The sequence below is a fragment of the Achromobacter sp. EB05 genome, assembly GCF_044232075.1.
Lineage (GTDB): Bacteria > Pseudomonadota > Gammaproteobacteria > Burkholderiales > Burkholderiaceae_B > Achromobacter > Achromobacter dolens.
Window position 1 is genome coordinate 1074753 of sequence record NZ_CP155917.1, and the last position, 23160, is coordinate 1097912.

Genomic DNA, 23160 nt, shown 5'->3' on the forward strand with positions numbered 1-23160 from the left:
AGGGTGTATATACTGGTTGTTCTCTATCCGAGTGCTCGTGAAAACGCGCTTTGATGGTGCAAAAACGGGTCGCGATTCGGGGTATACCCTGTGCTGCGCAACAGCATTGCGCCGTGTCATGGCGCAGGCGCGCGCCAACGTGGTGCAATGCGCCTGCCGGCCTCGGGTCGCCTATTCAATATTGATGCGTGGGAGCGGAACAACATGCGGTCGGACAAGCACGGCGGCGGTACCCAGGACGGCGGTGCGCGGTTCGTCGATGACTACCTGGCCTATCTGCTGGCGCAGGCCAGCCAGCGCATCTCGGCGGAGTTTCATCAGCAGGTGAAAGCGGCCGGCCTGTCGGTGACCGAATGGCGGGTGCTCGCCAGCCTGGAAGGCAGCGCTGGCGAAACCATCGGCGACCTGGCGGTGCTGGCCATCACCAAGCAACCGACCTTGAGCAAGGTGGTGCAGCGCATGGAAACCGAAGGGCTGGTGACGCGCACCGAAGTGCGCGCCGACCGCCGCCAGACGCGCGTGGTCATCACCACCAAGGGCCGCCATCTGATCGCAGCGCTATGCGAGCAGGCCATGCAGCATCAGAAGGCGGTGCTGGCGCCGTTCGGCGAGGATCAGGCGGTCCTGCTGATTGACATGCTGCGCCGCCTGATGGCCGAGCACGTGCCGCTAGACCTGCCGCTGGACGCCGACGAATAGGGCGGCGCGCGCGGGCAGGGCGGCAAACGAGCCCCGATCCGGGGTGTCGGGATGGGGTGCCCCGACCGAACGCTGTTTACATACAGGGCCAGCGATTTTTTTGTCATATTTTTATACGTCCCTAAATATGTTCTCCCTCTGAAAACCCCCTCCGGTACGCATAAACCCTTAATTGACGCGGGTCTTGGGGCTAGGCAATATCGCGCCGGTATTCAGACTACAGTCAGGAGTTGAACCTATGCGCCGCACTTTGATTGCCATCGCGATCGCCGCCGCCGTGGCCGTGCCCTCGATCGGGCAGGCCAAGACCTTCCGTTGGGCCGCCCAGGGCGACATCCTCACCTTCGATCCGCACTCGCAGAACGAAGGCATGACGATTGCCGCCAACAGCTACGTCTATGAACCGCTGGTGGACTACGACAAGGACTTCAAGGTGGTGCCGCGCCTGGCGACCGAGTGGGAGCAGGTTTCGCCCACGCTGTACCGCTTCAAGCTGCGCCCCGGCGTCAAGTTCCACGACGGCGCCGCCTTCACGGCCGACGACGTGGTGTTCTCGGTGCATCGCGCCATGGCGCCCACCTCGAACTACAAGGCCTACACCACCGGCATCAAGGAAGCGCGCAAGATCGACGACCTGACGGTCGAGATCGAGACCACCGCGCCCAACCCGGTGCTGCTGCGCCAGTTGCCCAACGTGTTCATCATGAACAAGGCCTGGTCGGAGAAGAACAACATCGCCAAGCCGCAGGACTTCGTCAACAAGGAAGAAACCTTCGGCGCGCGCAACACCAACGGCACCGGCCCGTACAAGCTGAAGTCGCGCGAAGTCGACGTGCGCACCGTGTTCGAAGAGAACAAGGACTGGTGGAACAAGGCCGGCAAGGTCGGCAACGTGACCGAAGTGGTGTTCACGCCGATCAAGCAGAACGCCACCCGCACCGCCGCGCTGCTGTCCGGCGAGATCGACTTCGTGCTCGATCCGGCCGCTCAGGATCTGGACCGCCTGCGCCAGTCGGCCAAGGTGGTCGAGGGCAACGAGTACCGCACCATCTACCTGGGCCTGGACCAGAAGCGTCCCGAGCTGCAGTATTCCAACATCAAGGGCAAGAACCCGTTCCAGGACATCCGCGTGCGCGAGGCGCTGTACCGCGCCATCGACGTCGACGCCATCAAGCGCGCGGTGATGCGCGGCCTGTCGGCGCCGACCGGCACCATGATCGCGCCGCAGGTCCACGGCTGGGCCGAGTCGCTGCACAAGCGGGTGCCCTACGATCCCGAGAAGGCCCGCGCCCTGCTCAAGGACGCCGGCTACGACGGCACGCTGAACTTCACGCTCGACTGTCCCAACAACCGCTACATCAACGACGAAGCCATCTGCCAGGCCGTGGTCGGCATGTGGGCCAAGGTGGGCGTGAAGGCGACCATGAACGCCATGCCGCGTTCGACCTACTTCCCCAAGGTGCAGAACTCCGACACCAGCGCCTACCTGTTCGGCTGGGGCGTGCCGACGTTCGACGCCATGTACACGCTGCAGAACCTGATCCGCACCAAGGGCGAGGGCGCGGACGGCATGTACAACCTGGGCAACTACAGCAACAAGGACCTTGATGCGATCATCGACCGCATCAAGACCGAAACCGACGCGGCCAAGCGCGACGCCGACATCCGCAAGGTGCTGGAAGTGCACGCGCAGGAATTCGGCCACATCCCGCTGCATGACCAGGTCATTCCCTGGGCCATGCGCAAGAACGTGTCGGTGATCCACCGCGCGGACAACCGCCTCGTTGCCGACTGGGTCAAGGTCGACTGACCCCGCCCTTCCGGCTAACCAGACAGCGAAGCCCCGCGGGGCTTCGCCGTTTTGCCTTTCCCGCCTATGTTTGCTTTCATACTGCGTCGCCTGTTGCAGGCCGTAGCGGTGATGCTCACCGTCGCGCTGCTGGCCTTCGTGCTTTTTCAATACGTCGGCGACCCTGTCACCATCATGCTGGGGCAGGACGCCACCGATGCCGAGCGCATCGAACTGCGTGAGCGCCTGGGGCTGAACGAGCCCGCCATCGTCCAGTTCGGCCACTTCGTGGCCAACGCCGCGCAGGGCAATTTCGGCATTTCGCTGCGCCAGAGCGAACCCGTTTCGAGCCTGCTCAAGTCGCGCCTGCCGGCCACGCTGGAGCTGTCCCTGGTGGCGGCCCTGCTGGCGCTGGTGGTGGGCGTGCCGCTGGGCGTGTACACCGCGCTCAAGCGCAACAGCCTGCTGTCGCAGCTTCTGCTGGCCGGCTCGCTGCTGGGCGTGTCGTTGCCGACCTTCCTGATCGGCATCCTGCTGATCCTGGTGTTCTCGGTGCAACTGGGCTGGCTGCCCAGCTACGGCCGCGGCGATACCGTGGCGCTGGGCTGGTGGACCTCCGGCCTGTTCACCGCCAATGGCTGGAAGCACCTGATCCTGCCGTCGATCACGCTGTCGCTGTTTCAGATGACGCTGGTGCTGCGGCTGGTGCGCTCCGAAATGCTGGAGGTGCTGCGTTCGGATTACATCAAGTTCGCGCGCGCCCGCGGCCTGAAGCGGCGCGCCATCCATTTCGGCCACGCGCTCAAGAACACCATGGTGCCCGTCATCACCATCACCGGACTGCAACTGGGCGGCATCATCGCTTTTGCCATCGTGACCGAGACGGTGTTCCAGTGGCCCGGCATGGGGCTGCTGTTCATCCAGGCGGTGCAATTCGCCGACGTGCCGGTGATGGCCGCGTACCTGTGCCTGATCGCGCTGGTGTTCGTGGTGATCAACCTGATCGTCGATCTTCTGTATTTTGTCGTGGACCCCCGCCTGCGCTCCGGGCTGACCCGCGGCGGAGGTGGCCACTGATGCGTGCCGTTCTGAAACGCTGGTGGGACAGCGACATTGCCTGGGCCTGGCGCCGGGCGCCCGTGGCCATCGTCGCCACCGTGCTGCTGGCGGCCCTGCTGATCGGCTCCTTCGGGGCCGGCTGGGTGGCGCCGCACAATCCGTTCGACCTGACCAAGGTCGAGCTGCTGGACGCGCTGCTGCCGCCGGCCTGGTCGCCCAACGGCCAGTCGACCTATCTGCTGGGCACCGACAGCCAGGGCCGCGACCTGTATTCGGCGATCCTGTACGGCACCCGCGTGTCGCTGCTGATCGGCCTGGCTTCGGTGCTGCTGTCGATGCTGATCGGCATCGTGCTGGGGCTGATCTCGGGCTACGCGGGCGGGCGCATCGATGCTTTCATCATGCGCATCGCCGACGTGCAGTTGTCGTTCCCGGCGATCCTGATCGCGCTGCTGATCGACGGCGTGGCGCGCGCCGCGGTGCCGCGCGAGCTGCACGAGATCATCGCGTTCCCGGTGCTGATCGGCGCCATCGCGCTGGCCGGCTGGCCGCAGTACGCGCGCACGGTGCGCGGCTCGACCCTGGTGGAGAAGAACCGCGAATACGTGCAGGCGGCGCGCGTGATCGGCGTGGCCTCGCCCGTGATCATGTTCCGCCACGTGCTGCCCAACGTGCTGGGGCCGGTGCTGGTGCTGGCCACCGTGCACCTGGCGACCGCCATCATCACCGAGGCGACGCTGTCGTTCCTGGGAGTGGGGGTGCCGCCGACGGCGCCGTCGCTGGGCACGCTGATCCGCATCGGCAACGATTTCCTGTTTTCCGGCGAATGGTGGATCACCATCTTCCCGGGCGCGGCGCTGGTGCTGCTGGTGTTGTCGGTCAACCTGCTGGGCGACTGGCTGCGCGACGCACTCAACCCGCGCTTAGGGTGATGGCCCACCCCCGAAGCGCTGCGCGCTTCCCCCTCAAGGGGGCATGCTGGCGGACCGGCGAAGCCGGCTCCGCGGCATCCCGATGGCCCCGTCGGCATTTCATCGGCCTCGGGGGCGCTGTACGTGGAACACGAATTTGAGAAATACCTATGAGCGCATTACTTGAAGTCCGCAACCTGCGCGTGGAGTTCCCCACGCGTCGCGGCACGCTGCTGGCCCTGGACGACGTGTCCTTTTCGATCCAGGCGGGCGAAGTCCTGGGCGTGGTGGGGGAATCGGGCGCCGGCAAGTCGCTGACCGGCGCGTCCATCATCGGCCTGCTGGAACCGCCTGGCCGCATCGCCGGCGGCGAGATCCTGCTGGCGGGCCGGCGCATCGACAACCTGCCCGACGAGCAGATGCGCCGCGTGCGCGGCCGCGAGATCGGCGCGGTGTTCCAGGACCCGCTGACCTCCCTGAATCCGCTGTACACGGTGGGCCGGCAACTGGCCGAGACCATCGTGACGCATCTGGACATGAGCTGGTCGCAGGCGCGCAACCGCGCGGTCGAGCTGCTGGCGGCCACCGGCATCCCGGCGGCGCGCGAGCGCATCGATCACTACCCGCACCAGTTCTCGGGCGGCATGCGCCAGCGCGTGGTGATCGCGCTGGCGCTGGCGGCCGAGCCCAAGCTGGTGGTGGCGGACGAGCCGACCACGGCGCTGGACGTGTCGATCCAGGCGCAGATCATCGAGCTGCTCAAGCGCCTGTGCCGCGAGCAGGGCACGGCGGTGATGCTGATCACGCACGACATGGGCGTGATCGCGGAAACGGCGGACCGGGTGGCGGTGATGTACGCGGGACGCGTGGCCGAGATCGGCCCCGTGCGCGACGTCATCCACCAGCCGCGCCATCCGTACACGATGGGGCTGATGGGATCGATCCCGTCGCTGCAAGGACATGCCGAGCGGCTGGTGCAGATCGACGGCAGCATGCCGCGGCTGAACGCGATTCCTCCGGGCTGTGCCTTCAATCCGCGTTGCGGGCGGCGCCTGCCGCGTTGCGGCCAGGATCGGCCTGAATTGATGCCGGCGGGCACGTCCCGAGCGGCCTGTTGGTTGCATGAAAGCGAAGTCGAGGTGACGCCATGAGCACGCCGTTGGTGCAGGTGAAGGACGCGGCGCGCTGGTTCGATGTGTCGCCGCCCTGGCTGGAGCGCAAGCTGGCGGGCAAGCCGCGGGTGATGCTGCGCGCGGTCGATGGCGTGTCGTTCGAGATCAATCGCGGCGAGACCCTGGCGCTGGTGGGCGAGTCGGGCTGCGGCAAGTCGACGGTGGCGCGCATGCTGGTGGGGCTGTATGGGCTGACGCGCGGCGATATCCGTTTCGACGGCCAGCCGCTGTCGCGCATGGCGGAGCCGGGCGGGCGCGAGCTGCGCAAGCGGCTGCAGATGATTTTCCAGGATCCGTACGCGAGCCTGAATCCGCGCTGGCGCGTCGGCCGTATCATCGCCGAGCCGATGCTGACGCACACGAAGATGACGCCGGCCGAGCGCACGGCGCGAGTCGGCGAGCTGCTCCGTCAGGTGGGGCTGGATCCGGCCGACCAGGGCCGCTATCCGCACCAGTTCTCGGGTGGGCAGCGCCAGCGGATTTCGATCGCGCGGGCGCTGGCGGTGAATCCGGAGTTCCTGGTGTGCGACGAGCCGACCTCGGCGCTGGATGTGTCGGTGCAGGCGCAGGTGCTGAACCTGATGAAGGACCTGCAGCGCGAGCTGGGGCTGACCTATCTGTTCATCTCGCACAATCTGGCGGTGGTGCATCACGTGGCCGATCGGGTCGGGGTGATGTACCTGGGGCGGATGGTGGAGGTGGCGCCGCGCGATGAGCTGTTCGCGCGGCCGCGGCATCCATATACGCGGATGCTGCTGGCGGCGATTCCGGATATCGATGGGGCCGGCAAGCCGCGCACTGCAGTGGCGGGGGAAGTGCCGAATCCGTTGAATCCGCCGTCGGGGTGCACGTTTCATCCTCGGTGTCCGCATGCGAATGAGCGGTGCAGGGGGGAGGCGCCGGTGGGGCGGATGGCGGGGGGGGCGGTGGTGGCTTGCCATGCGGTGGAGGAGGGGCGGATTGCGGGGTGATCTTTTGCTGTCTTAGTCCTGCGGGTTGTTTGGGTTCTTGAGGCGTCTGTCGCGGCGGTCGGCGGGGTGTGCGGGGCTACGATTGCGGTCCGGAGCCTTCGCTCCGGACTGCCCCTGCGTCATCCTCGTCCGCCTTCGGCTCCCTTGTATCTTGATCCCTGGGATGGTTAGCTACCATTCCATGAGAGGCAGGTGAGTTTCTTTGGCTCCCGAGGGACTTAACCCTGTTCCGTAGACCAAACCCCTGTCTCTCACCTCTGACGCCATCGCGGACACTGGACGGTAGCCTAGGGCTGATTGACCCTGCATGCACAAGGTAAGTGGGCGCAGTTGGCATACTTTCTTGTATGAGGGGGTATGAACGATGATCTATCTGGGTATTGATGTCTCCAAGCTGAAGCTGGACTGCACGTTGTTGCTGGATCCAGAGAACGACAAGCGCAAGAGCAAGGTTGTGCCTAATAGTCGGGACGGAGTGCACGAACTGGTTCGATGGTGCGCCAAGCACGGGGTGGGAGCCGACCAGGCCCATGCCGTGCTGGAAGCCACGGGCCCGTATCACGAGCAGGCCGCCACGACGCTGCATGACGGCGGCATCGCGGTGTCGATCGCCAACCCGGCCAGCGTGCACGACTTCAGTCGGGCAATGGCGATGCGCTCCAAGACAGATGCACTCGATAGCCTGGTGTTGGCTCGTTATGGCGTGGCGATGAGGCCTGGTGCTTGGCAGCCCCGCCGGCACATGTGCGCGAGCTACGCGCCTTGATTACCCAGCTGGACGCGCTGTCCAAGGATCGGCTGCGCACGATGAACCGCCAAGAGAAGATCGAGGCCAGTTCGGCCTCGGAGCTGGTGGAGCGTTCGATCAGTGACACCCTGAGCTTCTATGACAAGGAGATCGCTCGCCTGGAGAAGGCCATCGATGACCACATCGACCGGCACCCTGACCTGAAGGACGACACCAAGCTGTTGTCCTCCATCCCCGGGGTCGGCCCGAAGGTGGCCAGAACCATGCTGCGAGTGATGCGCATGCACCAGTTCAAGTGCGCCGAGGATCTGGCGGCATATCTAGGCCTGGTGCCGGTGCGGAGACAGTCGGGCACGTCGCTACGCGGGCGCAGCCGCATGTCCAAGGCAGGTCCCGCTGATGTACGGGCCAAGGTGTATATGGCCGGCGTTGTTGCTTCCAAACACAACCCCCATGTGCGGGCGTTATATCAACGGCTGCTGGCGGCGGGCAAGACCAAGATGTCGGCGCTGGGTGCTTGCATGCGCAAGGTGGTACATCTGTGCTTCGGTGTGCTCAAGACGCGGCAGCCTTACAGACCTGACTACGCTTTTTCTACTTGACGGCCAAGACGGTATCTACGGATTCCCTTGGGCGCATCTACACGCCCCGCACACCCCGCCGCCCGCCGCGACAGACTTGCGTCAGCGGCTCATGACGGGTGCTGGGGCGACTGGTGTGCTTGGCGTGTTTGCCGGCACCGTCGTGGGGGGAGAGGGTCTTGCGGGGCAGCTGCAACGGGGCCGCGCGGGCGGCCCGTTGCAGCGTCTGAGGGGTGGGGCGTCGAGGTGGTGCTGGCTTGCTCGCTTGCCCGCTTTTTTGGCGGGGCGGTGTCGCGGGAGAGTGGTTTTGGCAAAGGGCTTCTTTTGGGAAGCCCTTTTTGCTTGGTGGCGGGCGGCTCATTGGGGCCTGCCGCCTGCCTTCCGGTTCAGTGGCGGTGACCCGGATCGTTGTGGTCGTGAGCGTGGTCGTGGGCGTCGTCCTCGTCCTCGTCGTCGTCTTCCTCATCCGGGTCGGGCAGGGGTTCCTCGGTCAGGGCGAAGGGCAGGACATCTTCCAGGTTGTCGGACCAGGCGGATTCCTCGCCGTCGTGGTCGAGCTTGATGAAGCGTTCGCCTTCGTTCAGCGAGATCTGGATGGCCCAGAGGTAGAGGCAGTCGTAGGTGTCGTCGCCGGTCGGGGGCAGGCCGCCGCGGTTGCCGAGCAGGCGGGCGCCGGGGCCGCCGAGCTGGACGTGGGTCTGTTCTTCGTCGGGCTCGGCGTTTTCGTCAATGGGCACGCCATAGGTGACCCATTCGGTGCCTTCTTCGCCCAGCACCACTTCGGCCAGGACGGGCTTGCCCAGGTAGGCGCTGAGGGCGTCGGCGGTCTTGGCGAGCATGTCCAGCTCGGTCGCGCTGAAGTGGGTCAGGGAAGGCGGGGGCGTGGCGGAGGCGGACATGGGGGTTCCTGGCGCGATGATGCCGCGGGGACGGCGTTACGAAGAAAATGCAGACGCTATTGTCTCGCGATCGCGCGCGGCTTGCATCGGGCGCTTGGATTACGCGGCCTTCAGGCGGCCGCCGGGGCGCGCTTGCGGGCGCTGTCGGGTGACTGGCCGGTCAGGCGCTGGAACATGGCGATGAAGGCGGACGGCGTGCTGTAGCCGAGTTCGCGCGATACCACCTGTACTGACTGGCCGGCGTCGAGCATTTCCAGCGCGCTGACCACGCGCAAGCGTTGGCGCCACTCGTTGAACGACATGCCCAGGTGTTGCTGGCAGTGGCGCAGGAGGGTGCGTTCGGTGATGCCGGCGGTGGCGGCCCAGTAGGCGGCGCCGCGCTTGTCGCCGGGCTGGCGCTGCAGGGCGGTCAGGATGGGGGCCAGCACGGGTTCGGTCGTGGACGGCAGGTAGCTGGCGTAGACCGGGGCGACGCGGATCTGGTCGATGACCACTTGCGCCAGGCGCCGGTCGTCCGGCGTATCTGGATAGGCGATGCCGCGCCGTTCGAAGTCGGCCAGAATGGCGCGCATGACGGGACTGATCTCCAGCGTGCAAGGCCTGGCGGGCAGGTCGGCGCAGGCGGCGGCCGGGATGTCGATGCAGGCGTAGTGCACTTCCCCCTGGTTCTGGCAGCAGTGCGAGACGTGCGGCGGTATCCAGATGGCGTAGTGGGGCGGCGACAGGTAGGTGCTGTCCTCGATGCCGATTTCCATGATGCCGGACAGGGCGAAATTCAGTTCGCCCCAGGGCGAGCTGTGGCGCTGTATGCGCGAGTGCGGCAGGAAGTGCAGGATGCGGCAGGCCAGCGGATAGGGGCGGCCCGGGCCAAGGCTGGGCGGGGCGGCGGCGAGGTCCATGTCCGAAGTTCACTGGTGGTTGTCGGTTTTTCATTATATACAGTGAGTCGGACAGGTCCTACACTGGCCGGCCGTTATCTGCTTTTGGTTTTATCCCCATGACGCGCGCCGATGTTTCGCCCACTCCCGCCCGCTATCTGCTGTTCCCGCTGCTGGCGGCGCTGATCTGGTCGGTCAACATGATCGTGACCAAGATGGCGGCCGGCGTGATCGCGCCGGCCGCCATCGGCTTTTACCGCTGGGCGCTGGCGGGGCTGCTGCTGACGCCGTTCGCGCTGCCGGCCGCCTGGCGCCAGCGGCGCGCGCTGTGGCCGTACCTGCCCAAGTTCGCGGTGCTGGGCGGCCTGGGCATGGCGTTGTACCAGGGCCTGGCCTACGTCGCGGCCGGCAGCACCACTGCCACCAACATGGGCATCATCACCGCGATGATTCCGTTGCTGACCATCGCGGTCGGCGCCGTGGTGTTGCGCGAGCGTCCCTCCCTGATGGCGCTGCTGGGCGGCCTGCTGTCGCTGGCGGGGCTGGCGTTGCTGATCGGCGAAGGCGATCCGGCGCGCCTGTTGTCGGTGGGCGCGAACCATGGCGATGTGCTGATGGGCGTGGCGGCGTTGGCCTACGCGCTGTACGGCGTGCTGCTGCGGCGCTGGGGTTTGCCGGCCGGGCCATGGGTGTCGCTGTACGTGCAGGTGGCGTTCGGCGTGCTGTTCCAGTTGCCCGCCTTTCTGATGGCGCCGGCCTCGCCGCTCAATGGCGATAATCTGCCGCTGGTGCTGTATGCCGGCCTGTTCCCGTCGCTGTTCGCGCCGTTCCTGTGGATGCAGGGCGTGCGCCACCTGGGGCCGGCCCGCGCCAGCGTGTTCCTGAACCTGATGCCGGTGGCCACGGTGGCGATCGCGGCGCTGTTCCTGGACGAGAAACCGCACCTGTTCCACATTGTCGGCGGCGCGATGGCGCTGGCCGGCGTGATGCTGGCGCAGATGCGGGCGCCCTTCGCCGGGGCCCGCCGCGCGCGGGCAACCTCGTAGGGCGCCACGCGCCTCAGTCGGGCACGGGCTTGCCGTGCCAGTACCGCAGGGCGTGTTCCACCGCCACCCTGGCCGGCACGCGCAGGCCGTGGCCCGCGCCCAGCGCGAAGCGCCGCGCCAGTTCGGCGTCGATCAACGACTGGCCGACCGGCAGGAAATGGTCGGAGTCGAGCAGCGCGGGCTGGTCATAACGCTTCCAGACACGCCGGCCGTGCTCGATGATGGGCGAGGCCTCGGGCTGGCGCGGCCGTGTCGGCCAGGCGCGTTGTTCGGCCAGGTGCAGCATGGTGCAGACGTCAAAGCCGACGCCCAGCAGCAGGATCTCGGCGTCGGCGCGCAGCAGCTTTGCCAGCGGCGAGGTTTCGCCCAGCGGGTCGTCCAGCCGGTGGTTGGCGGTCAGCGCGTCGGCGCCGGCGCCGACGGCCGCGAACGAGCAGGTGGGATGCAGGCTGCGCACGGCGCCGGGCCAGGTGCGGAACAGTTCGGCCACCGCGCCCATGCCACGCGTGGGCGTGATGGCGGGATCGTAGGCCGGCATGTGCTCGCACAGGGTGTCCAGCCAGGCGGCCGGCACCGGCGGCGCCTGCCATTGCGCGGGATCGGTCAGGTCGGAGGAGTGCGCCGGCATCGCCACCAGGCCGTCGGAACCGACGCAATCGAGCAAGGCCTGGATCAGCGCCACGGGACCGCCCGCGATCCAGCCCAGGGCGCGCAGCGAGGTGTGCACGAGCACCGTGGCGCCGGGGCGCAGGCCGCCCTCGCGCAATTGCGCCGCGAGGCTGTCGCGGGTGGCGGGAAACGGGGTGCGGGCCAGCAGGTCGGCTTCGGTCATCGGGGTGGGCAGGGCGCCGCGAAAGGCGTCATGGAACGGACACAAGCCGTAAATATAGCCTTGCCACCCGCGCGCGGACCCCGCCCGCACGCCTGTCCGGGTTCCGGCCTACAATCAGCGATTCATCAGCTTTCTTTCCCTATACGAGCCCATGGCCCAATACGTCTACACCATGAACCGCGTCGGCAAGATCGTGCCGCCCAAGCGGCAGATCCTGCGTGACATCTCGCTTTCGTTTTTTCCTGGCGCCAAGATCGGCGTGCTGGGCCTGAACGGCTCGGGCAAGTCGACGCTGCTGAAGATCATGGCGGGCGTGGATCGCGAGATCGAAGGCGAAGCCATCCCCATGCCGGGCCTGAACATCGGCTACCTGCCGCAGGAGCCGCAGCTCAACCCCGAGCACACGGTGCGCCAGGCGGTTGAGGAAGGCCTGGGCGCGGTGGTCACCGCCAAGAAGCGCCTGGACGAGGTCTACGCGGCCTACGCCGAGCCCGATGCCGACTTCGACGCGCTGGCCGCCGAACAGGCCGAGCTGGAAGCCATCATCGCGGCCGCCGCCTCCAGCGGCGCCGACGACATCGAACACCAGATGGAAATCGCCGCCGACGCGCTGCGCCTGCCGCCCTGGGATGCCATCGTCGGCAACCTGTCCGGCGGTGAAAAGCGCCGCGTGGCGCTGTGCCGCCTGCTGCTGTCCAAGCCCGACATGCTGCTGCTGGACGAACCCACCAACCACCTGGATGCCGAAAGCGTCGAGTGGCTGGAACAGTTCCTGCACAAGTTCCCGGGCACCGTCGTGGGCGTGACCCACGATCGCTACTTCCTGGACAACGCCGCCGAATGGATCCTCGAACTGGACCGCGGCTACGGCATTCCCTGGAAGGGCAACTACAGCTCGTGGCTGGAGCAGAAGGAAGACCGCCTCAAGCAGGAAGAGGCTTCCGAATCGGCCCGCCAGAAGACCATCAAGAAGGAACTGGAGTGGGTGCGCCAGAACCCGAAGGGCCGCCAGGCCAAGGCCAAGGCGCGCCTGGCCCGCTTCGAGGAACTGTCGTCCTATGAATACCAGAAGCGCAACGAGACCCAGGAAATCTTCATTCCGGTGGGTGAGCGCCTGGGCAACGAGGTCATCGAGTTCAACAACGTCAGCAAGGCCTACGGCGACCGCCTGCTGATCGACAACCTCAGCTTCAAGATTCCGGCTGGCGCCATCGTCGGCATCATCGGCGCCAACGGCGCCGGTAAATCGACGCTGTTCCGCATGATCGCGGGCCGCGAGCAACCGGATTCGGGCGAAGTGAAGATCGGCCAGACCGTCAAGCTGGCCTACGTCGACCAGTCGCGCGACGCGCTCGAAGACAAGAAGACCGTGTTCGACGCGGTCGCCGACGGCGCCGACGTGATCACCGTGGGCAAGTTCGAGATGTCCTCGCGCGCCTACCTGGGCCGCTTCAACTTCAAGGGCGGCGACCAGAACAAGGTGGTCGGCCAACTGTCGGGCGGTGAACGCGGCCGCCTGCACATGGCCAAGACGCTGATCGCCGGCGGCAACGTGCTGCTGCTGGACGAACCGTCCAACGACCTCGACGTCGAAACGCTGCGCGCGCTGGAAGACGCGCTGCTGGAGTTCCCCGGCAGCGTCATGGTCATCAGCCACGATCGCTGGTTCCTGGACCGTATCGCCACGCACATCCTGGCTTTCGAGGGCGATTCGCAAGTGGTGTTCTTCGACGGCAACTACCAGGAGTACGAAGCCGACAAGAAGCGCCGCCTGGGCGAAGAGGGCGCCAAGCCCAAGCGCCTGCGCTACAAGGCGCTGAAGTAAGCCGGCCTGCCAGGCGGTCCGAAAATCCCGGCCATTGCGCGCCGGGATTTTTTTTCGGATGATAGAATCAAAAAGTTCATCATTTGATGCGAATTTTTGCTCCAATCATTGCAAGGAGGCCAGTGTGCGCACGACTGTGACGCTCGATGACGACCTGCTCGAATTGGCCCGTACCTATACGGGCGTCCAGGAGACATCGGCGCTCGTAACGCGAGCGTTGACCCAGCTCGTGCAGAAAGAGGCCGCGAAGCGGTTGGCCAAGCTTGGTGGTAGTTCGCCCAAGTTGAAGCCTATCCCGCGGCGGCAGACGGAAACCTGCAATGATCCTGGTTGACACTTCCATCTGGATAGACCATTTATCCGACGGCGAGCCATATCTGGTGCGCTTGCTCGAGGAAGAAAGTGTATTGATGCACCCGTTCATCGCGGGTGAATTGGCGCTGGGTTCGTTGGGCCGACGTGATGTCGTATTGGGTGCGATGTCGCTATTGCCTCAAGTCGTGCGTGCGAGTCATGACGAAGTCATGCACTTTCTTCATAGCGCGAAATTGTTTGGAAAGGGCATCGGCTATGTGGATTTACACTTGTTGGCGTCCACGCGACTGACACCTGGCGCTGCGCTATGGACCAGGGACAAACGGCTGCGGGCACTCGCCAACACCTTGAGCCTGGCGGTTGATCCCCCGAGATATCATTGAATGAAGCGGTTTGGCGTGATGGTCATACCGTATCGTCGATACCGCCTTCAACCTCAGGAGACCTCCCATGCTGCTGCAAGCCTCCGATTCCACGCTGCTCATCGTCGACATGCAGGGCCGCCTGATGCCCGTGATCCACGACGGCGACGCGGTGTTGGCGGCCAACGCCAAGCTGGCGCGGGCCGCTCGGCTGCTGGATGTGCCCGTGGTCGCGACGGAACATCACAGCAAGATGCTGGGCGTCACGGTGGCGCCGCTGGCCGAACTGGTGCAGTCCACGTTCCAGAAGATGCACTTCTCCGCCGCGCGCGAGCGTGGCTTCGAGGCCTGGCTGCCGGCGGCGCGCAAGACGGTCCTGGTGACCGGCTGCGAAGCCCACATCTGCGTGTTGCAGACCGTCATCGGTTTGACCGAGCTGGGCTACAAGGCGGTGCTGGTGGCCGACGCGGCGGGCTCGCGCAAGCCATCCGACCATCATGCCGCGCTGCGCCGCGCGCGCGCCCACGGCGCCGAGATCGTCACGTCGGAAATGGCCATTTTCGAGTGGCTGGAGACTTGCGAGCATGCACGCTTCCGCGACGTGTTACGTCTGGTCAAATAGCGGCCCGTTCCAGCAACACTGTCCCTGGGAAGCGCAAGGATTCCCTCGCCGTTTGACACAATTCCTGGGCAAACTTCACAGCGCGGGGCGGGATATTTTGCGATCCTGAAGGCTCTAAACCCACAAGGGGCATCGTGCGCTCGCGTCTGGATCTTGGTGCGACCCCGGGGACAAGAATAGGAGCCTCATCATGAAAATCGCATCTCTTTCCAAAATCTGTGTCGCTGTTGCCATGGCCGCGGCCATGGCGGGTTGCTCGTCGTGGGACAGCATGAGCCATCGCCAGAAAAGCACGGTGGGCGGTGCGGCGCTCGGCGGTGTGGCGGGTGCCGTCATCACCAACGGCGGCATTCTCGGCACGGTGGGTGGCGCCGCCATCGGTGGCGTCATCGGCGATCAGGTGGGCAAGCACTAAGCCGCGGACGAGGCAGTCGCCAGCGTCGGCTGGCGTGCCGAGCCCACACGCAAAAACGCCCGGCATCGTGAACTGACCCCCGAAAGTTGGATATTGATCCGACCTTCGGGGGTTTTTACATGGCGAAGTATGAAGAGCAATTCAAGATCAAAGTGGTGCAGGCGTACCTGCAAGGCACGGACGGCTTCAAATCGGTGGCGCGCCGATACGAAGTGCCGCACTCAATGGTGCGGCGCTGGGTCGGGAGTTTTCGAGCGCATGGCGTTAACGGGTTGCGCAGGCAATCTGGCTCGTACAGCGCGGCCTTCAAACAATCGGTGCTGATCAAGATCCGGCGCGAAGGTCTGTCGGACACGCAGGCAGCGGTGTTGCTGGGGATTCGTCATACAGGGCACATTACGAAATGGCGCGCCCAGTATGATGCTGGGGGTATAGAGGCGCTGGCGCGCAAGCGCCGAGGAGCAAGCATGCCGCATAAGTACCCCCAGAGCCGGTGTCCAAGGACATGACCAAGGAAGAACTCGAGCAAGAGCTGGCCTATCTGCGCGCGGAGAACGATTACCTAAAAAAAATGAAGGCCTTGATCGAAGCGGAGAAGACCCGGGCGCTGGTTGGAAAGCGCAAGTGGTCCAAGGATTAAGGCCCAAGCATCCGCTGGCACTACTGCTACGCGTCGCCAAGCTGTCGCGCAGCACGTTTTATTACCACCTGAAGTCGTTCGGAGCCGTGGACCCGTACGCCGAGCTCAAGCAGCGCATCAGCGCGGTCTACGCCCGTCACAAGGGCCGCTACGGCTACCGCCGGATTACGGCGGTCTTGCGCCAGGCCGGTGAGCTAGTGAACCACAAGACCGTGCAGAAGCTGATGCAGGCGCTAGGCTTGAAGTCGCTGGTGCGCGCCAAGAAGTACCGGTCCTACCGAGGCCAATCACACCACGTGGCGGCCAACGTGTTGGCGCGCGACTTCGAGGCGGCGCGTCCGAACCAAAAGTGGGTCACCGATGTGACCGAGTTCAACGTACGAGGCGAGAAGCTGTACCTGTCGCCGGTGATGGACCTATACAACGGCGAGATCGTGGCCTACGAGACCAGCCGCCGGCCGGTGTTCAAGCTCGTGGGCAGCATGCTGAAGAAGGCGCTGGCGCGGCTGCTGCCGACGGAGCGTCCAGTGCTGCACTCCGATCAGGGCTGGCAGTACCAGCAGCAGAACTACAGGCGGATGCTGGCAGATAGATCGGTGACGCAAAGCATGTCACGCAAGGGAAACTGCCTGGACAATGCCGCTATGGAAAGCTTCTTCGGCACGCTCAAGGCTGAGTTCTTCCACTTGAATCGCTTCGAAAGCATCGAGCAGTTGCAAGCCGGCATTCGACAGTACATCCGTTACTACAATCACGATCGCATCAAGCTCAAGCTAAAAGGCCTGAGCCCGGTGCAATACCGAGCTCAGGCCTTCGGGCTTTAGCTGACTGTCCAACTTCTGGGGGTCAGTTCATCGCCGGGCGTTTTTTTGCGTGCGTTGCGCGCGCATCCGGCGCCGGCCAGCGGCGCGCGGAGAACGCGTCAGGACTCGCTTTGCGGCATCTCGATCTTGACCTCGAGCACTTCGAGGGTGTCCTGGCGTTCCAGGTGCACCTTGATGTCCTCGGGGTTGATTTTCACGTATTTCGAGATCACGGCGATCAGTTCCTGCTGCAACTGCGGCAGGTAGTCGGGCGAATCGCCACGGCCCCGCTCGTGGGCCAGGATGATCTGCAACCGTTCCTTGGCGACGGAAGCGGATGTTTTCTTTTGACCAAGCAGAAACGACAGGAAGGACATTGCTTACTTGCCTCCGAACAGGCGTTTCAGAAAACCCGGCTTTTCGTAGTCGGTAAAGCGCAGGGCCTTGTCTTCGCCCAGGTAGCGGGCCACGACGTCCTTGTAGGCCTCGGACACGTCGGTATCTTTCAGGTGGATGGCGGGCAGGCCCTGGTTCGAGGCCTGCAGCACGGCTTCGGACTCGGGGATGACGCCGATCAGCTTGATGCGCAGGATGTCCTCGATGTCGCCCAGCGACAGCATTTCGCCGTCGACCACGCGCTTGGGGTTGTAGCGCGTGAGCAGCAGGAATTCCTTGACCGGCTCGCCGCCCTCGACGGCGCGCTTGGACTTGGCCGCCAGGATGCCCAGGATGCGGTCGGAGTCGCGCACCGACGAGACTTCGGGGTTGGTCACGACCAGCGCGTCGTCGGCGAAATAGGCCGCCATCAGCGCGCCCGTCTCGATGCCGGCGGGCGAATCGCAGACGATGTAGTCGAAGCCCATTTCCTTCAGGTCGTTGATGACCTTTTCCACGCCTTCCTGCGTCAGCGCGTCCTTGTCGCGCGTCTGCGAGGCGGGCAGGATGAACAGGTTTTCAAGCTGCTTGTCCTTGATCAACGCCTGGTTCAGCGTGGCTTCGCCCTGGATCACATTGACGAAGTCATACACCACGCGACGCTCGCAGCCCATGATGAGGTCGAGGTTGCGCAGGCCGACGTCGAAGTCGATGACAGCGGTCTTGTGGCCCCGCATCGCGAGGCCCGCGGAAAAACTGGCGCTCGTCGTGGTTTTACCCACGCCGCCTTTGCCGGAAGTCACCACAACAATGCGTGTCATGACGATCAAACCCTTATGTTCGAATAAATCGCGTTATCGTAAAGCAAAAAGCCCGTGTAAGGCTTCTTACAGAATGTGTTGAACGGGCACGGCCCGTTCGAGACTGACAGAGTATTGCGTTGCAGGACCGTTTCGCGCTGGCGCGGTCTTGCGCCAGTCCGGCCGGCATGGATCCCGGGCAGGGCATCTCAGGCTTTCAGGGCCTCGATGCGCAGGGTGTCGCCATCCAGCCGTACCAGCGCGGGCTGGTTGTGCAGCGAGCGGTCGAGCTTGTCTTCGACCACGCGGTACACGCCGGCCACGGCCAGCAACTCGGCATCCAGGTGCGTGGTGAAGATGCGTGCCGACGTGTCGCCGCGCGCGCCGGCCATGGCCTTGCCGCGCAGCGGTCCGTACACATGCACGTTGCCATCGGCGATGACCTCGGCGCCCTGGCTGACCATGCCGATCACGACCAGGTCGGTGTGGCGCGCGTAGACGCGCTGGCCGGAACGCAGCGGCCGGGTGATGACCAGCGCCGACGACGATTGCGGCGCGGCCGGCGTCGGGCTCGGCGCCGACGTGGTGCTGGCGGCGGCGCGCTCGGGCAGCGGCTCGGCGGCGGGTTTGCCGGCAGTCTTGTCCGCGGATTGATCGGCCGTCTTTTCGGTTGCCTTTTCCGTTGCCTTATCGGCCGGCGCTTCGGCGGCGGGCGTGGGGGCGGGCGCGATCTCGACGGCGGCGGCCGGCACCGACGGCACCGGCGTGGCGACGTCGTTGGGCGGCGCGGTGTCGATCACCTGTGTCGGACGCGCGGCCGGGGTCGACAGCTCCACCGGCGTCAGGCCGGCGGCGCGGGCCGCGGCCAGGTTGGCGCCTTCGGCCACCACGCCGATAGGGGGCAGGTTGTGCCCGCGCAAGGCGGCGACCAGCGCGGCCCAGTCGATGGCGTCCTCGACGCGGCTGGCGTCGATCACCACGGGTTCATTCTCGAAGAAGCTGCCGGCGTCGGCCATGCGCTTGGCCAGCGCGGCGTTCAGGCGTTCGGGGTCGGCACTGTGCAGGACCACCCGGATCGCATACAGGGTGGCGCTCTTGAAGTCCAGGGCTAGGGATTCAGTGTTCATCTTGGTTGGGGCTGGCGGCTCGGGGCGCCGGGAAGGGGCGCGCGCAACCGTCTGCGGAATGTCGGGCATGATAACCCGCCCAGGCCCCGTTCAATCGGTCGGCCAAGGGTAAAAACCCCCCAGGTTGCGGGTGGCTTCGGCGGCGGCGGCCACCACCAGCGCAGCATGCTCGCGTTGCAGCCGAGGCGTCGGCATGGTCAGCGTGACGGCGCCGGCCAGGGCGCCCGTTTCATTGAAGACCGGCGCCGAGATGCCGGACAACTCGGGCATGCGGTCGCCCTCCAGCACGACCACGCCGCTGTGGCGGATGGTCTCGTACGGCTCGCCGGCCGCGCCGGCGAAGGCCATCAGCACGCGTCCGCCCGCGCCCCGTTCCAGCGGCAGCAGGTCGCCGGCCTTGATGTGGTCGCGCACCGGCTGCGGCGAATCCACCCGATACAGGCACAGGCGATGGTCGCCCTGGCGCACGTGGAACGCGGCGCTTTCGCGGGTCACGCGGGTCAGTTCCCGCAGCACCGGCATCACCACCCCTTCCAGCGAGAACGACGCCGCATACACGGCGTGCAGCCGCGCGATCTCCGCGCCCAGTGCGTATTGGCCATCCGCCGTGCGCTGCACCAGGCGGCCATGTTCCAGCGAGGCCAGCAGGCGCAGCACGGTGCTCTTGTAGAGCTGGGTGCGCTCGGCCAGTTCCGCCAGCGACAGCGAGGCGTCGCCCGCGCGGAAGGCGGACAGCACCGACAGCGCGCGATCGACCGCGGCGGCGCCGCCGGGCGCGGCGTGCTGGTCGGCGAGGGAGGGCTGGCTGGCTTTTCTCGGCATGGCGAAACGGCCTTTCGGGCAGGCAGGGTTGACACCCGGAATCCGGATGGGGAATAATTTATAGAACGAAGTTCTATCTTATAGAACGATAAGGAGAAAGTCAATGCCCCAGATTCTAGTCAGCGAGGTCGGCCCCCGGGATGGGTTGCAGAGCATCGCCGCCGTCATGCCCACGCCCGCCAAGCTGCGCTGGATCGGCGCGCTGGCGGCGGCCGGCCTGCGCGAAATCGAGGTCTGCTCGTTCGTGCCGCCCAAGCTGCTGCCGCAGATGGCCGATGCCGCCGAAGTGGTGGTGGGCGCGCGCGAACTGCCCGGCCTGCACGTCGCGGCGCTGGCACCCAACCTGCGCGGCGCGCAGGCCGCCTTCGAGGCCGGCGCGGCCAAGGTCACGCTGCCGGTGTCGGTGAGCGAGGCCCACTCCCTGGCCAACGTGCGCAAGACCCACGCGCAGATGCGTGACGAAGTCGCGGCGGTGGTGGCGCTGCGCGATGCCCGCTTTCCTGGCGTGACGCTGGAGGCGGGGCTGTCCACCGCCTTCGGCTGCACCCTGGCCGGCCGGGTGCCGGAAGCCGACACGCTGCGCATGGCGGTGGCCATGGCGCAGTTGGGCGTTGACGAGGTCGGGCTGTCGGACACCACCGGCTACGCCAATCCGGCGCAGGTGCGTCGCTTGTTCAGGGCGCTGCGCGCCGAGCTGGGCGCGCGCGCCGGCGGCGCCCATTTCCACAACACCCGCGGCCAGGGGCTGGCCAACGTGGTGGCGGCGCTGGAAGCCGGCGTCGACACCTTCGACGCCAGCCAGGGCGGCCTGGGCGGCTGCCCCTACGCGCCCGGCGCCACCGGCAACATCGTCACCGAGGACCTGGTGTTCCTGCTGGAGTCCATGGGCCTGGATACCGGCATCGACGTCGACGCGCTGATGGCGGCCCGCGCCGCGCTGCGCGACGGGCTGCCGGGCGAACCGTTGTACGGTCACGTGCCCGACGCGGGCCTGCCGAAAGGATTCACCTACGCGCGGGAGGCCGCATGAGCACGCATGACGCACATCCAGCCAGCGACGAACCGGCGCTGCCGCTGACAGGCGTGCGGGTGGTCGAATTCACCCACATGGTGATGGGCCCCACCTGCGGCATGATGCTGGCCGACCTGGGGGCCGAGGTCATCAAGATCGAGCCGGTGCAGGGCGACAACACGCGCCGCCTGAAAGGCTCGGGCGCGGGTTTCTTCACCATGTTCAACCGCAACAAGAAGAGCCTGCCAGTCAATCTGCAGGATCCGCGCGGCATCGAACTGGTGCTCAAGCTGATCGCCACCGCCGACATCGTCAGCGAGAACTTCAAGGCCGGCACCATGGCCCGGCTGGGGCTGGACTACGCCACGCTGTCAAAGCTGAACGAGCGCCTGATCTACGTCTCGCACAAGGGCTTCCTGCCCGGTCCCTACCAGCACCGCACCGCGCTCGACGAGGTGGTGCAGATGATGGGCGGCCTGGCCTACATGACCGGCCCCGAAGGACGCCCCCTGCGGGCGGGCGCGGCCGTCAACGACATCATGGGCGGCATGTTCGGCGCCATGGGCGCCATGGCCGCGCTGCTCGAGCGCCAGCGCACCGGCCGCGGCCAGGAAGTGCAGAGCGCGCTGTTCGAGAACAACGTGTTCCTGGTCGGCCACCACATGATGCAGTACGCCGTCACCGGCAAGCCGGCCGCGCCCATGCCCAGCCGCATCTCCGCATGGGCGGTGTACGACGTCTTCACCGTCAAGGACGGCGAGCAGATATTCCTGGCCGTGGTGTCCGATACCCAGTGGAAACTGTTCTGCGACGCCTTCGGCTTTGCCGACCTGGCCGCCGACGCGCGCCTGGCGGGCAACAACGACCGGGTCGAGGCCCGCGCCTGGCTCATGCCGATCCTGCGCGAACGCCTGGCGTCCGAGCCGGCCGCCGCCATCGCCGCCCGCTTCGAGGCGCACGGCCTGCCTTACGCGCCTATCGCCAAGCCGCAGGACCTGTTCGCCGATCCGCACCTGGCCGCCACCGGCGGCCTGGCCGAAATCGCCCTGCCGCAAGACGGTGCGGGCAGCGGTGCGGGCAGCGGCGCGGCCAACGCGCATGCCAAGGTGCCGCTGCTGCCCATCACGCTGGGCGGCCGCCGCCCCGGCGTACGTATCGATCCCCCGGCATTGGGCGCGCATGGCGCCCAATTGCTGGAAACCCTGGGGCTGAGCGCGACGCAGATCGCGGCCCTGACCGAAGCGGGCGTCGTCGGGCCCGTGAACTGACCCGGCCGGCCCCGGCCGTCCCGCTACGCATCCCATCTGGAGACAACCTCATGCAAGTCCTTTCGCGCCTCATGCCGCGCCGCCTGGCCGCGGCCGCGATCGCCGTCGCCACCCTGGCCGGCGCCGCGCCCGCCATCGCCGCCTATCCTGAACGCCCCATCAACCTGGTCGTGCCGATGCCGCCGGGCGGCGGCACCGACGTCGTCAGCCGCCTGCTGGCCGAGCGCCTGGGCGTGGCCACCGGCTGGAACCTGGTGGTGCAGAACAAGCCCGGCGCCACCGGCAACATCGGCATGGACTACGTGGCCCGCGCCCAGCCCGACGGCTACACCGTCGGCATGGGCCAGGCCGCCAACCTCGCGATCAACCCTGCGCTGTACCCGAAGATGCCCTTCGACCCGAAGAAGGACTTCACCCTGGTCGGCCTGGTGGCGGCCCAGCCGGTGGTCCTGGTGGTGCGCGCCGACTCGCCCTACAAGACCCTGGCCGACCTCGTCGATGACGCCAGGAAAAAACCCGCCGCTTCACTGCGCCTGGCCTCCGCCGGCAACGGCACCATCGGCCACATGTCCGGCGTCATGCTCGCGCGCCGTGCCGGCGTCGAGTTCCTGCACGTCCCCTACAAGGGCGCCGGCCCCGCCGTCACCGACCTGGTCGGCGGCCAGACCGACCTCTACTTCATCACCCCGCAGACCGCCTTCCCCCTGCTCGCCGCCAACAAGCTGCGCGCCCTGGCCGTCACCTCCAACGCCCGCCTGGCCGCCTTGCCCGACGTCCCCACCGTGGCCGAATCCGGCTACCCCGGCTTCGAAGCTTCCGCCTGGACCGGCCTGGTCGGCCCCGCCGGCATGTCCGCCGACATGGTCAACCAGCTCAACGCCCGCATGCAGGCCGTCCTCAAGGAACCCGCCGTCATCAAGCGCCTGGAAGACGAAGGCAGCCAACCCCTGGGCGGCACCCCCGCTGACTTCGAGGCCTACATGAAAAGCGAAACCGCCAAGTGGGCCGACGTAGTAAAGGCCGCCAACATCAAACTGGACTGAAAGAGGGCGGGGGGCGTCCCCGCCCCCAAGCAACCACCACGCCCCCTCCACGCAGCGCCCATCGCCCCGACGCCAGACACCACGTATGCCAAAACCGGCCGCCCGCGCGGCCGATTTTGGCGGGCCCCGCAACCCTCTCCAGAACC

The 23160-nt window shown here is 66.3% G+C and carries 24 protein-coding genes and 1 pseudogene; 18 read left to right on the top strand and 7 right to left on the bottom strand.

Annotated features, from left to right (window positions below):
• Positions 1-204: 204 nt before the first annotated feature.
• From AAID08_RS04920 to AAID08_RS04950, 7 genes and pseudogenes are all read left to right on the top strand, one after another.
• Complete coding sequence (locus tag AAID08_RS04920) at positions 205-699, top strand: MarR family winged helix-turn-helix transcriptional regulator (protein WP_054501795.1); 495 nt, start codon at positions 205-207, stop codon at positions 697-699.
• A 238-nt stretch (positions 700-937) separates the two neighbouring features.
• Positions 938-2509 (top strand): ABC transporter substrate-binding protein, encoded by a 1572-nt coding sequence (locus tag AAID08_RS04925; protein WP_049071609.1) that lies wholly within the window; start codon positions 938-940, stop codon positions 2507-2509.
• Positions 2510-2575: 66 nt separating this feature from the next.
• Positions 2576-3565, top strand: a complete 990-nt coding sequence (locus AAID08_RS04930; protein WP_006388963.1) for an ABC transporter permease — start codon at positions 2576-2578, stop codon at positions 3563-3565.
• Complete coding sequence (locus AAID08_RS04935) at positions 3565-4479, top strand: ABC transporter permease (protein ID WP_054501792.1); 915 nt, start codon at positions 3565-3567, stop codon at positions 4477-4479. Before AAID08_RS04930 ends, AAID08_RS04935 begins: the two co-directional genes overlap by 1 nt.
• 149 nt (positions 4480-4628) lie before the next feature.
• Positions 4629-5609: an ABC transporter ATP-binding protein gene (locus tag AAID08_RS04940; RefSeq protein WP_054416502.1), complete on the top strand. Its 981-nt coding sequence runs from the start codon at positions 4629-4631 to the stop codon at positions 5607-5609.
• Positions 5606-6601 carry an ABC transporter ATP-binding protein gene (locus AAID08_RS04945; RefSeq protein ID WP_054501791.1) on the top strand — a complete coding sequence of 332 codons (996 nt, stop codon included), beginning with the start codon at positions 5606-5608 and terminating at the stop codon, positions 6599-6601. Before AAID08_RS04940 ends, AAID08_RS04945 begins: the two co-directional genes overlap by 4 nt.
• A 364-nt stretch (positions 6602-6965) precedes the next feature.
• Positions 6966-7951: pseudogene (locus AAID08_RS04950) on the top strand (IS110 family transposase).
• Positions 7952-8316: 365 nt separating this feature from the next.
• Here AAID08_RS04950 and AAID08_RS04955 read toward each other — a convergent pair.
• A complete protein-coding gene (locus AAID08_RS04955) occupies positions 8317-8829 on the bottom strand; it encodes a hypothetical protein (RefSeq protein WP_395757416.1) in 513 nt (170 codons plus the stop codon).
• Between the two features lie 110 nt (positions 8830-8939).
• Entirely contained in the window at positions 8940-9728 is a 789-nt protein-coding gene (locus AAID08_RS04960) for a helix-turn-helix transcriptional regulator (protein WP_116793227.1), read from the bottom strand.
• Between the two features lie 98 nt (positions 9729-9826).
• On the opposite strand from AAID08_RS04960, the gene AAID08_RS04965 reads away from it, so the two are divergent.
• Positions 9827-10753: a DMT family transporter gene (locus AAID08_RS04965; RefSeq protein ID WP_372416458.1), complete on the top strand. Its 927-nt coding sequence runs from the start codon at positions 9827-9829 to the stop codon at positions 10751-10753.
• A 13-nt stretch (positions 10754-10766) separates the two neighbouring features.
• Here AAID08_RS04965 and AAID08_RS04970 read toward each other — a convergent pair whose 3' ends face one another.
• The gene (locus tag AAID08_RS04970) at positions 10767-11630 is read right to left on the bottom strand and encodes an aminoglycoside N(3)-acetyltransferase (RefSeq protein ID WP_395757417.1); all 864 of its coding nucleotides are present in this window, start codon (positions 11628-11630) and stop codon (positions 10767-10769) included.
• 106 nt (positions 11631-11736) lie between these two features.
• On the opposite strand from AAID08_RS04970, the gene ettA reads away from it, so the two are divergent.
• The 7 genes from ettA (at position 11737) to AAID08_RS05005 (ending at position 16588) form a co-directional block, all read left to right on the top strand.
• Positions 11737-13410 (top strand): energy-dependent translational throttle protein EttA, encoded by a 1674-nt coding sequence (ettA, locus tag AAID08_RS04975; RefSeq protein ID WP_175168413.1) that lies wholly within the window; start codon positions 11737-11739, stop codon positions 13408-13410.
• Positions 13411-13468: 58 nt separating this feature from the next.
• On the top strand, positions 13469-13744 hold the full coding sequence (locus AAID08_RS04980) for a type II toxin-antitoxin system VapB family antitoxin (protein WP_194957033.1): 276 nt from the start codon (positions 13469-13471) through the stop codon (positions 13742-13744).
• Entirely contained in the window at positions 13731-14108 is a 378-nt protein-coding gene (locus tag AAID08_RS04985) for a type II toxin-antitoxin system VapC family toxin (RefSeq protein WP_372416451.1), read from the top strand. The genes AAID08_RS04980 and AAID08_RS04985 overlap by 14 nt, the downstream gene beginning before the upstream one ends.
• Positions 14109-14175: 67 nt before the next feature.
• A complete protein-coding gene (locus AAID08_RS04990) occupies positions 14176-14709 on the top strand; it encodes an isochorismatase family protein (protein ID WP_064522723.1) in 534 nt (177 codons plus the stop codon).
• A 190-nt stretch (positions 14710-14899) separates the two neighbouring features.
• Positions 14900-15124, top strand: a complete 225-nt coding sequence (locus AAID08_RS04995; RefSeq protein ID WP_006388976.1) for a glycine zipper 2TM domain-containing protein — start codon at positions 14900-14902, stop codon at positions 15122-15124.
• 86 nt (positions 15125-15210) lie between these two features.
• Positions 15211-15633, top strand: a complete 423-nt coding sequence (locus tag AAID08_RS05000) for a helix-turn-helix domain-containing protein (RefSeq protein ID WP_395757418.1) — start codon at positions 15211-15213, stop codon at positions 15631-15633.
• Complete coding sequence (locus AAID08_RS05005; protein WP_395757799.1) at positions 15599-16588, top strand: IS3 family transposase; 990 nt, start codon at positions 15599-15601, stop codon at positions 16586-16588. Before AAID08_RS05000 ends, AAID08_RS05005 begins: the two co-directional genes overlap by 35 nt.
• Positions 16589-16686: 98 nt before the next feature.
• Here the strand turns inward: AAID08_RS05005 and minE are convergent, their stop codons facing one another.
• From minE to AAID08_RS05025, 4 genes are all read right to left on the bottom strand, one after another.
• Positions 16687-16944 (bottom strand): cell division topological specificity factor MinE, encoded by a 258-nt coding sequence (gene minE / locus AAID08_RS05010; RefSeq protein ID WP_006393143.1) that lies wholly within the window; start codon positions 16942-16944, stop codon positions 16687-16689.
• 3 nt (positions 16945-16947) lie between these two features.
• Positions 16948-17763, bottom strand: a complete 816-nt coding sequence (minD, locus tag AAID08_RS05015; RefSeq protein WP_006388978.1) for a septum site-determining protein MinD — start codon at positions 17761-17763, stop codon at positions 16948-16950.
• Positions 17764-17951: 188 nt separating this feature from the next.
• Positions 17952-18869, bottom strand: a complete 918-nt coding sequence (gene minC / locus AAID08_RS05020) for a septum site-determining protein MinC (protein ID WP_395757419.1) — start codon at positions 18867-18869, stop codon at positions 17952-17954.
• Positions 18870-18959: 90 nt separating this feature from the next.
• The gene (locus tag AAID08_RS05025; RefSeq protein WP_064522726.1) at positions 18960-19691 is read right to left on the bottom strand and encodes an IclR family transcriptional regulator; all 732 of its coding nucleotides are present in this window, start codon (positions 19689-19691) and stop codon (positions 18960-18962) included.
• A 103-nt stretch (positions 19692-19794) separates the two neighbouring features.
• On the opposite strand from AAID08_RS05025, the gene AAID08_RS05030 reads away from it, so the two are divergent.
• The 3 genes from AAID08_RS05030 to AAID08_RS05040 are packed head-to-tail and all read left to right on the top strand — an operon-like array spanning position 19795 to position 23014.
• Positions 19795-20721 carry a hydroxymethylglutaryl-CoA lyase gene (locus tag AAID08_RS05030; protein ID WP_395757420.1) on the top strand — a complete coding sequence of 309 codons (927 nt, stop codon included), beginning with the start codon at positions 19795-19797 and terminating at the stop codon, positions 20719-20721.
• Positions 20718-21971 carry a CaiB/BaiF CoA transferase family protein gene (locus tag AAID08_RS05035; protein ID WP_395757421.1) on the top strand — a complete coding sequence of 418 codons (1254 nt, stop codon included), beginning with the start codon at positions 20718-20720 and terminating at the stop codon, positions 21969-21971. Before AAID08_RS05030 ends, AAID08_RS05035 begins: the two co-directional genes overlap by 4 nt.
• A 50-nt stretch (positions 21972-22021) precedes the next feature.
• A complete protein-coding gene (locus AAID08_RS05040) occupies positions 22022-23014 on the top strand; it encodes a tripartite tricarboxylate transporter substrate binding protein (protein WP_080977322.1) in 993 nt (330 codons plus the stop codon).
• The last annotated feature ends 146 nt before the right edge of the window (positions 23015-23160 follow it).

Excerpts from the sequence above, each read along its gene's own strand:
- AAID08_RS04920 (WP_054501795.1), top strand. The coding sequence starts at position 205 with ATGCGGTCGGACAAGCACGGCGGCGGTACCCAGGACGGCGGTGCGCGG.
- AAID08_RS04925 (WP_049071609.1), top strand. The coding sequence starts at position 938 with ATGCGCCGCACTTTGATTGCCATCGCGATCGCCGCCGCCGTGGCCGTG.
- AAID08_RS04930 (WP_006388963.1), top strand. The coding sequence starts at position 2,576 with ATGTTTGCTTTCATACTGCGTCGCCTGTTGCAGGCCGTAGCGGTGATG.
- AAID08_RS04935 (WP_054501792.1), top strand. The coding sequence starts at position 3,565 with ATGCGTGCCGTTCTGAAACGCTGGTGGGACAGCGACATTGCCTGGGCC.
- AAID08_RS04940 (WP_054416502.1), top strand. The coding sequence starts at position 4,629 with ATGAGCGCATTACTTGAAGTCCGCAACCTGCGCGTGGAGTTCCCCACG.
- AAID08_RS04945 (WP_054501791.1), top strand. The coding sequence starts at position 5,606 with ATGAGCACGCCGTTGGTGCAGGTGAAGGACGCGGCGCGCTGGTTCGAT.
- AAID08_RS04955 (WP_395757416.1), bottom strand. The coding sequence starts at position 8,829 with ATGTCCGCCTCCGCCACGCCCCCGCCTTCCCTGACCCACTTCAGCGCG.
- AAID08_RS04960 (WP_116793227.1), bottom strand. The coding sequence starts at position 9,728 with ATGGACCTCGCCGCCGCCCCGCCCAGCCTTGGCCCGGGCCGCCCCTAT.
- AAID08_RS04965 (WP_372416458.1), top strand. The coding sequence starts at position 9,827 with ATGACGCGCGCCGATGTTTCGCCCACTCCCGCCCGCTATCTGCTGTTC.
- ettA (WP_175168413.1), top strand. The coding sequence starts at position 11,737 with ATGGCCCAATACGTCTACACCATGAACCGCGTCGGCAAGATCGTGCCG.
- AAID08_RS04980 (WP_194957033.1), top strand. The coding sequence starts at position 13,469 with ATGATAGAATCAAAAAGTTCATCATTTGATGCGAATTTTTGCTCCAAT.
- AAID08_RS04985 (WP_372416451.1), top strand. The coding sequence starts at position 13,731 with ATGATCCTGGTTGACACTTCCATCTGGATAGACCATTTATCCGACGGC.
- AAID08_RS04990 (WP_064522723.1), top strand. The coding sequence starts at position 14,176 with ATGCTGCTGCAAGCCTCCGATTCCACGCTGCTCATCGTCGACATGCAG.
- AAID08_RS04995 (WP_006388976.1), top strand. The coding sequence starts at position 14,900 with ATGAAAATCGCATCTCTTTCCAAAATCTGTGTCGCTGTTGCCATGGCC.
- minE (WP_006393143.1), bottom strand. The coding sequence starts at position 16,944 with ATGTCCTTCCTGTCGTTTCTGCTTGGTCAAAAGAAAACATCCGCTTCC.
- minD (WP_006388978.1), bottom strand. The coding sequence starts at position 17,763 with ATGACACGCATTGTTGTGGTGACTTCCGGCAAAGGCGGCGTGGGTAAA.
- minC (WP_395757419.1), bottom strand. The coding sequence starts at position 18,869 with ATGAACACTGAATCCCTAGCCCTGGACTTCAAGAGCGCCACCCTGTAT.
- AAID08_RS05025 (WP_064522726.1), bottom strand. The coding sequence starts at position 19,691 with ATGCCGAGAAAAGCCAGCCAGCCCTCCCTCGCCGACCAGCACGCCGCG.
- AAID08_RS05030 (WP_395757420.1), top strand. The coding sequence starts at position 19,795 with ATGCCCCAGATTCTAGTCAGCGAGGTCGGCCCCCGGGATGGGTTGCAG.
- AAID08_RS05035 (WP_395757421.1), top strand. The coding sequence starts at position 20,718 with ATGAGCACGCATGACGCACATCCAGCCAGCGACGAACCGGCGCTGCCG.
- AAID08_RS05040 (WP_080977322.1), top strand. The coding sequence starts at position 22,022 with ATGCAAGTCCTTTCGCGCCTCATGCCGCGCCGCCTGGCCGCGGCCGCG.